We start from the raw sequence: 13,470 nt of genomic DNA, 5'->3' as shown, positions 1-13,470 counted from the left end.
CTACACCGCCCGGCCGGAGTACGCCCTCGGCACCCGGATCCCGATGCGGGTGACGATCTCATACGAGATCGTTCCAAGGGGGTCCGCCCAGTCCTGCGCGGTGGGCTCGCCCTGGTCGCCCGGGCCGAACAGGATGATCTCGTCGCCCGCGACCATGTCGTCGTCCTCGATGTCGATGACGAACTGATCCATGCAGACGCGCCCGGCGATCGTGCGCCGCCGTCCCGCCGCGAAGACCTCCAGGAGGTTCGAGCCGTGCCTCGGGATACCGTCCCCATACCCGGCCGGGACGAGGGCCAGCGTCGTCTCACGCTCGGTGATGTAAGTGTGGCCGTAGGACACACCGCTGCCCGCCGAGACCCGCTTCACCAGCGCCGCGCTGGCCACGAGCGTCATCGCGGGCCGCAGCCCGAACGTCCCGGCGGCGGGCATCGGCGTCAGCCCGTAGGCCGCGATCCCGGGCCGGACGATGTCGAAGTGCGACTCCGGCAGGGTCAGCGTCGCCGCCGAGTTCGCGATGTGCCGCACCTCGAACCGCGCGCCGACCCGCTCGGCGTGCTCGGTCATCGCGCCGAACGCGTCGAGCTGCGCCGCGATCGAGGGGTGGCCCGGCTCGTCCGCGCACGCGAAGTGGGACATGATCCCGACGACCCGCAGGTGCCCAGACGCCTCGGCCTTCAGCGCCGCGTCCACCAGCGTGGCCCAGTCGCGCTCCCCGGCGCCGCCCCGGCTCATGCCGGTGTCGGCCTTGAGGTGGATCCGCGCCGGACGCCCGGCGCGCTCGGCCGCCTCGACGACCTCCTCCACCATCCAGACCGTGCCGGCGGCCAGGTCGACGTCGCGCGCCACGGCCTGCTCGTACGGCTCGCCGGGGACGCCCAGGCACACCAGCGTGCGGACGTCCACCCCGGCCTCGCGCAGCCGCAGCCCCTCGGCGAGCTTGGCCACGCCGAGCCAGGTGGCACCGCCCGCGACGGCGGCCCGACCCGCCTCGACCAGCCCGTGCCCGTACGCCTCGGCCTTGACCATGGCCATGACCTCGGCGTCTCCCGCGCGCTCGCGCAGCAGACCGATGTTGTCGCCGATCGCGTCGAGATCGACGCGAGCCTCCGCTGAAACCCTCATGGCCACCCAGTGTGCCGTCACCTGTGCCGTGCCCGGGGCATACCGCCCCAGCTCACGCCCCCGTACGCGCCCTCCGCGAGCACCCAGGGTGCCCTCTACCCGCTTTGACGTCCATGTCCCCACCGTTGTTCGGGCCCCATCAACCCCGGCTCACACGACCCGGTTCATTGTGGGGGGACGACCCCCCACTCCCCCCGAACAAGCGTCCGGAAGGCTTCGGGAAGGGCAGCGATCACGTCGGCGGCGGTGATCGGGGCCTCGCCGCGTCCGGGCTCGCCGTCCGTCCAGGGCCCGGCGGAGGCCAGGCGGGCGGCGAGGCCGTGCAGGTAGGCGCCCGCGGTCGCCGCGTCCAGCGCGGGCATGCCGCCCGCGAGCAGGGCGCCGATCAGGCCGGACAGGACGTCGCCGGTGCCCGCCGCCGCCAGCCGGGGCGTGCCGGTCGGGTTGACGCGGACGGGCCGGTCCTGCTCGGCGACCAGCGTCGTCGAGCCCTTCAGCAGCACGGTCGCGGCCAGCTCGGCGGCGGCGCCGCGCGCATGCTCCAATCGGGACGCCTCGATCGCCTCGCGGCTCGCGCCGACCAGCCGCGACAGCTCGCCCGCGTGCGGGGTGAGCACGGTCGGCGCGTCCCGGCGCAGCAGGTCGCGGCGGCGGGCGAGGACGGTGAGCCCATCGGCGTCCACGAGCACGGGCAGGTCGGTGCCGAGCACGGCCTCCAGCAGCGACTCGGCGGCCTGCCCGGTGCCGAGCCCCGGGCCGACCACCCACGACTGGACGCGGCCGATCTTCGCCAGCGCCGCGCCGTCGCCCGGTTCGATCACGGTCGTGACGGCCTCGGGCCAGCGCTGCCGGACCAGCTCGACCGGACGCGGCGCCGAGGCGAAGCGGACCATCCCGGCCCCGCCGTGCAGCGCCCCGCCCGTGCACAGGACGGCCGCGCCGGTGAACTCCTCGCCGCCCGCGAGGATGCCGACGACGCCGCGCCGGTACTTGTCGGACTCCGGCCCCGGCTCCGGCGGGCGGATGTCGGCGGAGCGCGGGGCCACCACGTCCGGATCGGGCAGGTCGGGCCCGATCCCGATGTCGACGAGCTCCACGACGCCGCAGTAGGACGCGCCGGGGTCGATGAGCAGCCCGGGTTTGTGGGTGCCGAACGTGACCGTCACGTCGGCCTGGACGGCGGCGCCCGCGACGCGTCCGGTGCCCGCGTCCACGCCGCTCGGGACGTCGCAGGCGACGACCGTCCCGAGCGCCCGCGAGGCCTGGACGGCCAACGTCGCGTGCGGCTCGCGCAGCCCGCCGAACCCGCCGATGCCGGTGAGCCCGTCGATGATCAGGTCGGCGGCGGCGATCACGGCCTCGCTGTCCTCATCGGCCTCGCGCAGCCGGCCGCCCGCGCCCAGCAGCGCCGCCAGGCCGCCCGCGTGGATCTTGGTTCCGGCCCGGACGGCGTCGACGCGCGCGCCCCTGCGGGCCAGCCGCGCGCCCGCGTACAGGGCGTCGCCGCCGTTGTCGCCGCCGCCGACCAGCAGCACGACGTGCGCGCCGTAGACGGCGGGCAGGAGCCTCGCGCAGACCGACGCCAGCCCGGCGGCGGCGCGCTGCATCAGCGTGCCGTCCGGGAGGCGGGCCATGAGCGCCTGCTCCGCCGCCCGCACCTTGCCGACCTCGTGCGCGTACCTCATCGCGAGCTCCCCAGCCTCGACGCCGCCCGCCGCCTCCACGTCCCGGCGATCACATACTTAGGGTGCCACGGGGACGCGCTCCGCAACCGTATGAAATATGCGATGCAAGTTGCGACGTCATGTGCGCAAAAGAATCTCCGGTCGTAGAATCATGGTCCATCGGTCCGATGTGTTCGCACTGCCGTGCCCCCGTGCGGCAGAATGCGGCCTGAACAGTCCGTCCAGGACTGGAGAGGCTCCGGCAATGAGCACTTCCCGAGGTCCCTCCGTCCGGCAACGTCGGCTCGCCGCCGAACTCCGCAGGCTGCGCGAACGCAGAAGCCTCACCGGGGACGAGGTGGCCGAGCGGCTCACCTGGTCGACCGCCAAGGTGAGCCGGATCGAGAACGCGCGGACCGGCGCGAAGATCAGTGACGTGCACCGCCTGCTCGACCTTTACGAGATCGACGGCTCGCGTAGGGACGACCTCATCTCCCTTGCGCACGCCGCCGCCGAGCGGGACTGGTGGGAGGACTACCGCGACCTGCCGAGCCCCCTCGCGGACTTCATCGCGTTGGAGGCGGAGGCCACGGCCGTCCGGGAGTGGGGCAGCACCGTCTTCCCGGGCCTGCTCCAGACCGAGAGCTACGCCCGGCACGTGATCGGCGGGTGGAGCGCTCTCGCTACGCTGCCGCCCCAGGAGCTGGAGCGCAGGGTCGAGGTGCGGATGCGGCGCCAGGAACTCCTGCGCCGCGACCGCCCGCTGGAGCTCGCGGTGGTCATGGACGAGGCCGTTCTCTGCCGCCGGATCGGCGACCGGAAGGTCATGCGCGAGCAGCTCGACCATCTTCTCCGGATGAGCGAGCTTCCGAACGTGACCGTGCAGATACTGCCACTCGACATCGCGCACTCGGTGTTGGCGGAAACGTTTATCCTGCTGGAATTCTCGCCGGTGCACGACATCACCTTTCCTGATATCGTGCACACCGAATCGCTGACAATCAGCCACTTTGCGGATGAGACCGTTACGTATATGTACAGGCTCGCCTATATGAATCTCGCTGGTCAGGCATGGGACGCCGCCGAGTCGAGGCGGCGCATCATCGAGGCCAGGGATGCCTGGTGACGGGCCGCGGAGTGGCCTTCACTATGTGAAAGGCACCTGGTGTCCCCTTTCGCCACTCCTGCTCCGCATTGGCGGAGAAGCGCCCACTGCGGGGCGAGCAACACGTGCGTCGAAGTGGCCGCACTGGCCGGTCCGTCCCTTTTCGTCGGGGCACGGGACGCGAAGCACGGAGCGCAGAGCCCGGTCCTGTCATTCTCCCGGGGAGAGTGGCGGGACTTCGTCGGACGAGCCAAGAAGGGCGAATTCGACCTGGGCTGACAGTAGGGACGGGGCCCGCGCCTCTCGCGGGATGAGGGCCCGTGACGAACGGACCGGGCCCGGAGGGGAGTCACACCCCTTCCGGGCCCGGTTCGTCGTCGGCTCAACCGAAACCCTCGTATTTCCTCGGCACTCCCGCCCCATCCGCCCCTTCCGTCCGTCCCGCCTCACCCGCGTTCGGTGATCTTGTTACCTTGTGCTCAGGCACCGGCAGTGCGGCCGCGGGCAGATGCAACTTTCAAGGCAGGAGCCGGAATGAGTTTCGATGCGACACCGCCCGCCCGATGGCGAAAGAGCGCCCGATGCGGCGCCAGCAATGGATGCGTCGAGGTCATGCGACTCGGCACCGGCGTGATCTGTGTCCGCGACGGAACACGCGCCGGCGAGCAGGATGCCGGTATCCTCGCCTTCGACGCCCGGGAATGGCGGCGTTTCGCCGCGCAGGCGAGGGGCGGCCGATTCGACCGGCCTTGAGAATTGCAAATCATCTGAGATTCTCAATTCGACATTGAATTGAGTGGAACGCGCCTGTTCAGGCGATGCGGACGCCTTTGGGCACGCGGTACAGCGGCGTCCGCAGCCGGCTCGCGCTGATCCATACGGCGCCCGCGCCCAGAATGAGGTCGAACGCCAGCCCGAACGGCCACACCGGCGGCCCGTCGGACCGCCGGGAACGGTAGGGGCGGTAATGGCCGTCGTCGGTGCGCAGCTTCCGGACGCCCCGGCTGATCGTGCCGAGCGGGTCGTTCGGCGGCGACTCGTAGTAGGCCCGCGAGTCGTCGTCGTAGGTGCCCGAGTAGCCGGCGGAGCCGTCCACGATGACGACGCGGCGCTTGGGCAGGCTCGGCGCCGCGTCCGCGAGGATGACGACGGGGTTCGGCGCGAGCAGCCACCAGACCCGGTCGGTGCGGTCGCGGTCGTAGCCGCTCGCCTGGCGCTCGGTGGTGAACGGGACCGCGATCGTGAACAGCAGCGGCGTCCCCACGATCAGCGCGAACACCGTCAGGTAGGACATCAGGACCGAGGTGATGCTGCGCGCCAGCAGCGCCGACCAGCCCTGCGAGACCGCGCAGACGACGCCGATCAGCAGGGCGGTGACGAGCAGGACGGTCACGGCGCGCAGCGGGCCGATCGCGCCCTCGACGACCGGCCACAGCAGCGAGGGCAGCGTGAGCGCCAGCACGACCAGGCCCGTCCCCCACGAGGCGGCGAGCTTGCCGAACGCGATGTCGCCGGGCGCGAGCGGGGTGACCTGGAGGGTGGCGAGCGTGCCGCGCTCGCGGTCGCCGTTGATCGACTGGGCGCTGAGCGCCGGGGTGATCAGCAGCGTGAGCACGAGCACCGCGAGCAGCACGCCGCCGAACATCGGCACGCCGGGGCTCCCGTAGCGGGACGTGGAGTCGGCCTCCAGCGCCAGCCGGAACAGCAGGGCGAGCCCGTTGACCACCGCGAACCAGACGGCGAGCAGCACCCGCCAGCGGCCCGTCCGCAGCCGGGTCCGAATCTCCTGCCGCGCCACCAGGGCGGCCCCGCGCGCCGTCATCCCGGCGTCACCTCCGGGTCTCGGTCATGGCGAGGTAGGCCGACTCGAGCGCGCTGCCCGCCGGGGCGAGGCCGGTGACCGGCACGCCCCGGGAGACGAGCGCGGCGAGCAGGCCCGCGGCCTCGGTCTCGGTGAGCGGCCCGACCTCGGCGCCCGACGGCAGGTCGCGGACGGGCCCGAGGCCCGGGTCGAGCCCGGGCAGGTCGTCGATCGCCATCGTCAGCGCCGCGGCGAGCCGCTCGCGGTCCAGCGAGCGGATCCGCCACCGGACGCGCGCGACGGCGGCCTCGGCGAGGTCGGCCATCGCGTGCTCGCCGACCGTCCGGCCGTGGTCGACGAGCACGACCCGGTCGGCGATCTCCTCCAGCTCGCTCAGGATGTGGCTGGACACCAGCACCGCGACCCCGTCGGCCGCGAGCGAGCGCAGCAGGTCGCGCAGCTCGACGCGGGAGCGGGGGTCGAGGCCGGAGGCGGGCTCGTCCAGCAGCAGGACGCGGGGCCGGTGCACCAGCGCCCGCGCCACGCCGAGCCGCTGCTTCTGCCCCCGCGACAGCGCGTGGACGGGCTGCCCGAGCTGCTCGTCGAGATGGACGAGGGTCAGCAGCCCCCTGAGGCGGCGGTCCCGCGCGTCCCGCGCCAGCCCGTAGGCGTCGGCGAAGAACTCCAGGTACTCCCGGACGGTCAGCTGGTCGTACACGCCGAAGGTGTCCGGCATCCAGCCGAGCGCCCGGCGTGCCGCGCCGGGATCGGCGCGGACGTCGTGCCCCGCGACCCGCACGTGGCCGTCGTCCGGCCGCAGCAGCGTCGCGAGGATGAGCAGTAGCGTCGTCTTGCCCGCGCCGTTGGGCCCGACCAGCGCCGTGACCTGACCGTAGGGAACGGTGAGGTCGAGTCCGCGCAGCGCGTGCACCGGGCCGAAGCACCGCGACACGCCGCGCGCCTCGATCCCGAGTCCTTCCGGGGCTCCCACAAGCCCACCTCCCGACACGCCGGGGTCTCCCCATGCGACGTGCCGGGACGGCGCACGGTTCCCGGCGAAGTGTTGTGATTTATCCCTTACGCCCGGTCAGCACACCCTGGCGATCACGCTCGGTGGTCGGGCTACTCGACCGTGACGGACTTGGCGAGGTTGCGCGGCTGGTCGACGTCGTGCCCCTTCGCGGTGGCCAGCTCGCACGCGAACACCTGGAGCGGGACGGTCGTGACCAGCGGCTGGAGCAGGGTCGGGACGGCCGGGACGGCGATCAGCGTGTCCGCGTACGGCGCGACCGACCGGTCGCCCTCCTCGGCGATCACGATCGTCCGGGCGCCGCGGGCGCGGATCTCCTGGATGTTGGAGACGATCTTGTCGTGCAGCACGTCCCGCGCCCGGGGCGGCACGACGACCACGACCGGCAGCCCCTGCTCGATCAGCGCGATCGGGCCGTGCTTCAGCTCGCCCGCCGCGAAGCCCTCGGCGTGCATGTAGGCAAGCTCCTTGAGCTTCAGCGCGCCTTCGAGCGCGACCGGGAAGCCCACGTGGCGGCCGAGGAACAGCACGCACCGCTCCCCCGCCAGCGACCGGGCCAGCTCCCGGACCGGCTCCATCGTCTCCAGGACCTTCTCGACCTTCTCCGGCATCCGCTCCAGGAGCTGCACCATCGCGAACACCTCGTCGCCCCACTTGGTGCCGCGCACCTGCGCGATGTAGAGGGCGATCAGGTAGACGGCGACGAGCTGGGTCAGGAACGCCTTGGTGGAGGCGACCGCGATCTCCGGCCCCGCGTGCGTGTACAGGACGCCGTCGCACTCGCGCGGCAGCGTCGAGCCGTTGACGTTGCAGATGCCGAGCAGCTTGGCCTTCTGCTCGCGGGCGTGCCGGACGGCCATCAGCGCGTCCATCGTCTCGCCGGACTGGGAGATCGCGATGACCAGCGTGGTCGGCGACAGGATCGCGTCCCGGTAGCGGAACTCGCTGGCCAGCTCCACCTCGCAGGGCAGCCCGGCCCAGTGCTCGATCGCGTACTTGGCGATCAGCCCGGCGTGGAACGACGTCCCGCAGGCCACGATGATGATCTTGTCGACCTCGCGGAGCTCCTGGTCGGAGATGCGCATCTCGTCCAGCGTGAGCCGCCCGTCGGTGCCGATCCGGCCGAGCAGGGTGTCGGCGACAGCGCGCGGCTGCTCGGCGATCTCCTTGAGCATGAAGTAGTCGTAGCCGCCCTTCTCGGCGGCGGACACGTCCCAGTCGACGTGGTACTCCTTCACCTCGGCGGGACGGCCGTCGAAGTCGGTGACCGTCACCCCGCCGGCGCGCAGCTCGACGATCTGGTCCTGGCCGAGCTCGATCGCGTCGCGGGTGTGCGCGATGAACGCGGCGACGTCGCTGGCGAGGAAGTTCTCGCCGTCCCCGACGCCGACGACCAGCGGCGAGTTGCGGCGCGCGCCGACCACGAGGTCGGGGTCGCCGGTGTGCACGGCGACCAGCGTGAACGCGCCCTCCAGACGGCGGCACACCCGCCGCATGGCCGCGGCGAGGTCGCCGCCGCCCTTCAGCTCGTCCTCCAGCAGGTGGGCGACGGCCTCGGTGTCGGTGTCGGAGCCGAGCTTGTGCCCGGCCTCCTCCAGCTCGCCGCGCAGCGCCGCGAAGTTCTCGATGATCCCGTTGTGGATCACCGCGACCGAGCCCGTGCAGTCGACGTGCGGGTGCGCGTTGCGGTCGTTGGGCGGACCGTGCGTCGCCCACCGCGTGTGGCCCATGCCGAGCGTCCCGGCGGGGGGCGGTTCCTCCTCCAGCGCCCCGCGCAGGTTCACGAGCTTGCCCGCGCGCTTGGCCGTCGCCAGCTCCCCATCGGCGAGGACGGCGACCCCGGCCGAGTCGTAGCCGCGGTACTCCAGCCGCGCCAGCCCCTCGATCACGACGTCGAGCGCCGGCCTGCCGCCCACGTAACCCACGATTCCGCACATGCGGGCAAGCCTATTCAATGCCGCCGCCCGGCCCCACCAGCGAGTCGCCCCAATATGTGACGCTACCGTGTACGCACGGTGAAGATCCGGGCGTCCAAAACCGGGAAGCCCGGCCGGGCTGATGGTTACTGTTCGACCCATGACGAGCGGATGGGACAGCGTGCCGAGCCCCTATGTGGAACTCTCTCGCGACGCCTGGCGCGCGCTGCGCGAGAACACCCCCCTGCCGCTCACGCACGGTGAGCTCGACGCGCTGCGCGGCCTGCGCGACCCGATCGACATCACCGAGGTCGAGGAGGTCTACCTGCCGCTGTCCAGGCTGCTGAACCTGTTCTTCCTGTCGGACGGGCGGCTGCGCGACACCGTCAGCGGGTTCCTCGGCGGGGAGGTCCAGCCGACGCCGTTCATCATCGGCGTGGCGGGCAGCGTCGCGGTCGGCAAGTCCACGACGTCGCGCCTCCTGCGGACGCTGCTGGCGCGCTGGCCCGAGCATCCGAGCGTGGAGTTGGTGACCACCGACAGCTTCCTCTACCCCAACGCCGTGCTGACCGAGCGCGGGATCATGGACCGGAAGGGCTTCCCCGAGTCCTACGACCGGCGCGCGCTCGTGCGGTTCGTGTCCGCGATCAAGGCGGGGGCGGAGGAGCACGCGATCCCCGTCTACTCGCACCTGGAGTACGACATCGTCCCGGGCGCGACGCAGACCGTCCGGCGGCCCGACATCCTGATCGTCGAGGGGCTGAACGTGCTCCAGGCGCCGCCCGCGGGCCAGCTCGGCGTGTCGGACTTCTTCGACTTCTCGATCTACGTGGACGCGCGGGTCGAGGACATCCGGCAGTGGTACGTCGACCGGCTGTTCGCGCTGCGCCGCACCGCCTTCACCGACCCCCGCTCCTACTTCCACAAGTACGCCCACGAACTCGACGAGGACGAGACCGCCGCGTTCGCCCAGCGCGTCTGGCGGGACGTCAACGAGATCAACCTCGTCTCCAACATCCTCCCGACGCGGGCCCGCGCCACGCTCGTGCTGCACAAGGATCGGGAGCACGCCGTCCAGCGCGTCCGGCTGCGCCGCATCTGAGGGGTCTGGCAGGCTTTCCTGGGAACCGTCCCGTCCGGCCGCGAGTCGAAACCGCGATCACGAGACCGGCCCGCCCAGGAAACAGGTGAGATGTCGCACACGCCCCCCGAAGCGCCGCAGGAGTCCGTGCCGCCGCTGCTGGTGGACCCGCCCTGGTCCAAGGGCGCGTCGCGTGACACCGAGCCCGTCGTCCTGAAGGGCCTGAAGGCGCCCAAAACCGCGACCACGGTGCACTGGGCGCCGGGCCAGCGGGAGGAGTGGCTCGCGAAGGGCCGCGCCGACTACCCGCCGCGGGGCGACACCGACTTCGACGCCGCCGCCGCGTCGTTCGCCAACGGAACGATCCAGCAGAGCGATCGCCTCCACCGCCGGAAGCTGGCGTTCGACATCCTCCTGCACGGCCCCGAGGAGCACGGCCGCGCCCTGGTCGCCGACGAGCGCTACCACGCCGACCTCTCCGGGACGTTCGCGCTGCGCGGCATCGTCGCCCGCTACGAGCTGGACGCGCTGCCCCTGGTCCTCCACCTGGACAACCTCTGGGCGCTGTACCCCTTCTTCGATGCCCACATCGCGCAGCTCTGCCTCAAGCACAAGGACAACTCCTACAGCCACCCGGCGAAGGACTGGTTCGTCCAGCACGGCCCGGCCGCGATCGCGCTGATCGTCCCGGACCTGGTGCGCCGCCCCGGGCCCAAGCGCGAGCGGGCCGAGGTCCACGTCCGCTCCGTCGCGGACGTGCACGGGGGCGAGGCGGTGCTGGAGGCCGTCCGCCCCTACGGCGAGGAGGTGGTGCGGGCGGTCGCGTCGCTCGGCATCGACCCGCTCGACCGGTACCCGAACCCCCTGCCGGAGATCGGCTTCGACGTGGCCGCGCTGCCGCCCGTCCTGCTGGCGGGACGGGAGTACGCGCTGCCGGAGGCCGCCGTCCGGAACCTGGTCACGATGTTCCTGATCTCGACCCCGGAGAAGCCGTACGCGGGAGTCGAGCGGGTGGTGAAAGCCTGCGACCCCGAGTCGCTGGCCGAGTTCGCCTGGGCGCTCTACGAGGCCGACGACACCCGTCCGCGCTGGACGTCGCCCGGCGTCGAGTACGCGCTGTGCCTCCTCGGCGACGACCGGACCGCCGCCCGGCTCGCCCCGATCGTCGCGCGCTGGGACAAGGGCACGTCCTGGTACAACGGCGGCTCGGCCGCGCTGGGCGTGTTCACCTCGATCGGCACCGACGGCGCCCTCCGCCAGCTCCACCGCCTCGCGCAGAAGGCCAAGGACCAGCGGCGGATCCGCCGCTACAGCCAGTCGCTGATCGACGGCATAGCCAAGCGGCGCGGCCTGGACGCCGAACAGCTCGCCGACCTGCTCGTCCCCGACCTCGGCCTGGACGCGAGCGGCGGCCTCACCCTCGACTACGGCCCCCGCCGCTTCACGGTCGGCTTCGACGAACACCTCAAGCCGTTCGTCACGGACGAGGACGGCAAGCGCCGCAAGACCCTCCCCAAGCCCGGCGTGAAGGACGACGACACCCTCGCCCCCGCCGCCTACCAGCGCTTCACCGAGCTGAAGAAGGAGGCGCGCACCGTCACCGCCGAGCAGATCAAACGCCTCGAAACGGCGATGGTGAAGGGCCGCCGCTGGACCCCCGACGAGTTCCGGGCCCTGTTCCTGACCCACCCCCTGATCTGGCACATCGCGCGGCGCCTCGTCTGGAAGTCCGGCGAGACCGAGTTCCGCGTCGCCGAGGACCGCACCCTCGCCGACGTCCACGACGACCCGGTCGAGATCACCGCCCCCGTCGAACTGCCGCACCCGCTGCGCCTCACCGCCCCGGCCGCCTGGTCGGAGGTCTTCGCCGACTACGAGATCCTCCAGCCGTTCCCGCAGCTCGGACGCCCCGTCCACACCCTCACCCCCGAAGAACGGGACGCGACGCGGCTGTCGCGGTTCGAGGGCGCGACCGTCCACTTCGGCGCGATCCTCGGCCTGGTCGACCGGGGCTGGAAGCTCGGCGACAAGGAGACCGGCGGCTTCCACCGCCACGTCTCCCGCAAACTGGCCGACGACCACTACCTGGTGATCGCCCTGGACCCAGGCGTCCGCGCCATCAACCCGGACGAGTACGCCCAACAGGAGTTCCAGATAGTCGCCCTAGCCAAAACGTCCTACGGCCAGGGCGAACGCCCCTTCAGCGACCTCGACGACGTAACAGCCTCAGAACTCCTAGCAGAACTAACCCGCCTAACCCAACCCGCAGGCTAGACGGGCCCCGCCGTTAGGGCGCGAATTTCTCGCGCTTCTGGAAGGGAGCGAGCCTCAGGCGGCAGGAGCCCAAGGACGGAACCGGTGAGCATGCGCCCTCCAGCACTTGTGCGCTCCTGACCCTGAAGCACGTTCAGCGCCAGTTCGAGACCTTCCCCGACCTCCCGTCCCTTGACCAGGGACACCGATTCGATCAAGGTCAGATTCACCCGTGGGGCGAGCACGTTCATGGGGTACAACCCCCGAGCCTGCGCCAAAGACTCTGCGGCACGCTTATCCCCCGCCTGAGCATAGGCGTAGGACTCGCTCCACAGCCGTTGCGTCTCTCGGAATCTGAACACCGAATGCCCGGGCTCTGTATCGCCTATCCGTTCGCACACGCGGTTCATTTCCGCCAGCAATGCGCGAACCTTCTCGGCGTCGCCGTCGTCGATCGCCAGGTACATGCGCGCGCCGATGGCGTGAGCGAGACCGGGCGATGCCGTCCCGCCCGCTATCCGATGCGCTTCGTCGGCAAGGGCCACTAGCGTGGAGGGCGAGCCTCCCGAGTATTGGGAGAACTTAGCTTGCTGCCCTCGCGTCCAAACCTGCATGTCCTGGTCGCCGGATCCATCCGCCGCTCTTGTCGCCGCACCCCACGCAACGCGCGAAGCGCGATAGTCACCCGCGTCCGAGAAGTCGATGGCCAAGAGCCCGGAAAGGGCGGCGGACACACGCAGTAATGTCGCCGTCTGGAGGGGTGGGAGGTTGCGTTTGAGCACGACGCTCAACGCGGCGAGGTCGGTGGTGAGCTCACCGGCGAGCGCGCCCGCAGGCGACGCGTTCAGCCGGTGATCGTAATCGGCGACGAGGCGTTCCCACTCGGCGGTGTCCTGGGGATTGCCCAGGGCGTCCTCGATTCCCGACAGCGCGGTCTCCAGGAGACCCGGCGGAATCGCGGCCCCGGCACCCAACGCAGCGATCACCTGCATCGCAGCACGGCGTCTCACATCATCCTCCAGAGAGGTGAGAGGACTTTCGCCCACGAGCTTCGTCAGGGATGTTGGTGGCTCAGGGCTCAGTGCCTCTTTGAACAGCTCCTTCTCTGTCTTACCCGTGACACTGGCGTACAACGCCCGGTAAAAGGGACCGGGAACATGGTCACCGCATTCCCACTGCTTGATCATCTGCGCCAGGCTCTGCACACCCGGCATAGCCTGCGCGGACGGCCCGGCCGCGCCGCGAAGCTTGATCGCCCATTTCTCCCGGGACCAGCGAGAATGGCCGAGCTCGTCCCGTGGCTCCTCCCGCAGAGCGCGCAGCCGCGCACCGATGACCTTCTTCACGCCCTCGGGCCTCTTCACGGCCGACATCTTCGGATGCACCTCGCACGGGTGGACGGCAGTAACCGCCCTCCCCAGTGTCCTCACGCCGCGTGACCCTCACCGGGGCTTCACAGAAGGTGATAGAGATGTCACCAGTCGCAACATATTCG

The 13,470-nt window shown here is 71.2% G+C and carries 11 protein-coding genes; 5 read left to right on the top strand and 6 right to left on the bottom strand.

Features of this window, described 5'->3' with window-relative positions; genetic code table 11:
- Both alr and K2F47_RS12460 read right to left on the bottom strand, forming a co-directional pair.
- Positions 1–1,125 carry an alanine racemase gene (gene alr, locus K2F47_RS12465; protein ID WP_242903011.1) on the bottom strand — a complete coding sequence of 375 codons (1,125 nt, stop codon included), beginning with the start codon at positions 1,123–1,125 and terminating at the stop codon, positions 1–3.
- Between the two features lie 164 nt (positions 1,126–1,289).
- On the bottom strand, positions 1,290–2,810 hold the full coding sequence (locus K2F47_RS12460; protein ID WP_242903010.1) for an NAD(P)H-hydrate dehydratase: 1,521 nt from the start codon (positions 2,808–2,810) through the stop codon (positions 1,290–1,292).
- A 244-nt stretch (positions 2,811–3,054) separates the two neighbouring features.
- Here K2F47_RS12460 and K2F47_RS12455 point away from each other — a divergent pair, with 244 nt between their 5' ends.
- From K2F47_RS12455 to K2F47_RS12445, 3 genes are all read left to right on the top strand, one after another.
- On the top strand, positions 3,055–3,915 hold the full coding sequence (locus K2F47_RS12455; RefSeq protein ID WP_242903009.1) for a helix-turn-helix domain-containing protein: 861 nt from the start codon (positions 3,055–3,057) through the stop codon (positions 3,913–3,915).
- A 39-nt stretch (positions 3,916–3,954) separates the two neighbouring features.
- On the top strand, positions 3,955–4,173 hold the full coding sequence (locus K2F47_RS40615) for a DUF397 domain-containing protein (RefSeq protein WP_308198405.1): 219 nt from the start codon (positions 3,955–3,957) through the stop codon (positions 4,171–4,173).
- A gap of 255 nt (positions 4,174–4,428) precedes the next feature.
- On the top strand, positions 4,429–4,647 hold the full coding sequence (locus K2F47_RS12445) for a DUF397 domain-containing protein (RefSeq protein ID WP_242903007.1): 219 nt from the start codon (positions 4,429–4,431) through the stop codon (positions 4,645–4,647).
- A 58-nt stretch (positions 4,648–4,705) separates the two neighbouring features.
- On the opposite strand, the gene K2F47_RS12440 is transcribed toward K2F47_RS12445, so the two are convergent.
- The 3 genes from K2F47_RS12440 to glmS form a co-directional block, all read right to left on the bottom strand.
- Positions 4,706–5,716, bottom strand: coding sequence for an ABC transporter permease (locus K2F47_RS12440; protein ID WP_242903006.1), 1,011 nt, complete (start codon positions 5,714–5,716; stop codon positions 4,706–4,708).
- A gap of 7 nt (positions 5,717–5,723) precedes the next feature.
- Positions 5,724–6,686 (bottom strand): ABC transporter ATP-binding protein, encoded by a 963-nt coding sequence (locus K2F47_RS12435; protein WP_242903005.1) that lies wholly within the window; start codon positions 6,684–6,686, stop codon positions 5,724–5,726.
- A 131-nt stretch (positions 6,687–6,817) separates the two neighbouring features.
- Entirely contained in the window at positions 6,818–8,662 is a 1,845-nt protein-coding gene (glmS, locus tag K2F47_RS12430) for a glutamine--fructose-6-phosphate transaminase (isomerizing) (RefSeq protein ID WP_242903004.1), read from the bottom strand.
- A gap of 139 nt (positions 8,663–8,801) precedes the next feature.
- Between glmS and coaA the strand changes: the two genes are divergently transcribed.
- Together coaA and K2F47_RS12420 are read left to right on the top strand one after the other, a co-directional pair.
- Positions 8,802–9,743 carry a type I pantothenate kinase gene (coaA, locus tag K2F47_RS12425; RefSeq protein ID WP_242903003.1) on the top strand — a complete coding sequence of 314 codons (942 nt, stop codon included), beginning with the start codon at positions 8,802–8,804 and terminating at the stop codon, positions 9,741–9,743.
- Positions 9,744–9,833: 90 nt separating this feature from the next.
- Positions 9,834–11,996, top strand: coding sequence for a DUF4132 domain-containing protein (locus tag K2F47_RS12420; RefSeq protein ID WP_242903002.1), 2,163 nt, complete (start codon positions 9,834–9,836; stop codon positions 11,994–11,996).
- On the opposite strand, the gene K2F47_RS12415 is transcribed toward K2F47_RS12420, so the two are convergent.
- A complete protein-coding gene (locus K2F47_RS12415; RefSeq protein ID WP_242903001.1) occupies positions 11,993–13,348 on the bottom strand; it encodes an XRE family transcriptional regulator in 1,356 nt (451 codons plus the stop codon). The genes K2F47_RS12420 and K2F47_RS12415 overlap by 4 nt on opposite strands.
- Positions 13,349–13,470: the final 122 nt, after the last annotated feature.

The organism is Actinomadura terrae (genome assembly GCF_022751215.1).
Lineage (GTDB): Bacteria > Actinomycetota > Actinomycetes > Streptosporangiales > Streptosporangiaceae > Spirillospora > Spirillospora terrae.
The sequence above is the reverse complement of the archived record's forward strand: the minus strand, read 5'-3'. Positions and strand labels throughout refer to the sequence as shown.

What these genes read in the sequence shown, in the direction of transcription:
- K2F47_RS12440 (WP_242903006.1), bottom strand. Translation starts at nt 5,716, where the DNA reads ATGACGGCGCGCGGGGCCGCCCTGGTGGCGCGGCAGGAGATTCGGACC.
- K2F47_RS12415 (WP_242903001.1), bottom strand. Translation starts at nt 13,348, where the DNA reads ATGTCGGCCGTGAAGAGGCCCGAGGGCGTGAAGAAGGTCATCGGTGCG.
- coaA (WP_242903003.1), top strand. Translation starts at nt 8,802, where the DNA reads ATGACGAGCGGATGGGACAGCGTGCCGAGCCCCTATGTGGAACTCTCT.
- alr (WP_242903011.1), bottom strand. Translation starts at nt 1,125, where the DNA reads ATGAGGGTTTCAGCGGAGGCTCGCGTCGATCTCGACGCGATCGGCGAC.
- glmS (WP_242903004.1), bottom strand. Translation starts at nt 8,662, where the DNA reads ATGTGCGGAATCGTGGGTTACGTGGGCGGCAGGCCGGCGCTCGACGTC.
- K2F47_RS12455 (WP_242903009.1), top strand. Translation starts at nt 3,055, where the DNA reads ATGAGCACTTCCCGAGGTCCCTCCGTCCGGCAACGTCGGCTCGCCGCC.
- K2F47_RS12420 (WP_242903002.1), top strand. Translation starts at nt 9,834, where the DNA reads ATGTCGCACACGCCCCCCGAAGCGCCGCAGGAGTCCGTGCCGCCGCTG.
- K2F47_RS12460 (WP_242903010.1), bottom strand. Translation starts at nt 2,810, where the DNA reads ATGAGGTACGCGCACGAGGTCGGCAAGGTGCGGGCGGCGGAGCAGGCG.
- K2F47_RS12445 (WP_242903007.1), top strand. Translation starts at nt 4,429, where the DNA reads ATGAGTTTCGATGCGACACCGCCCGCCCGATGGCGAAAGAGCGCCCGA.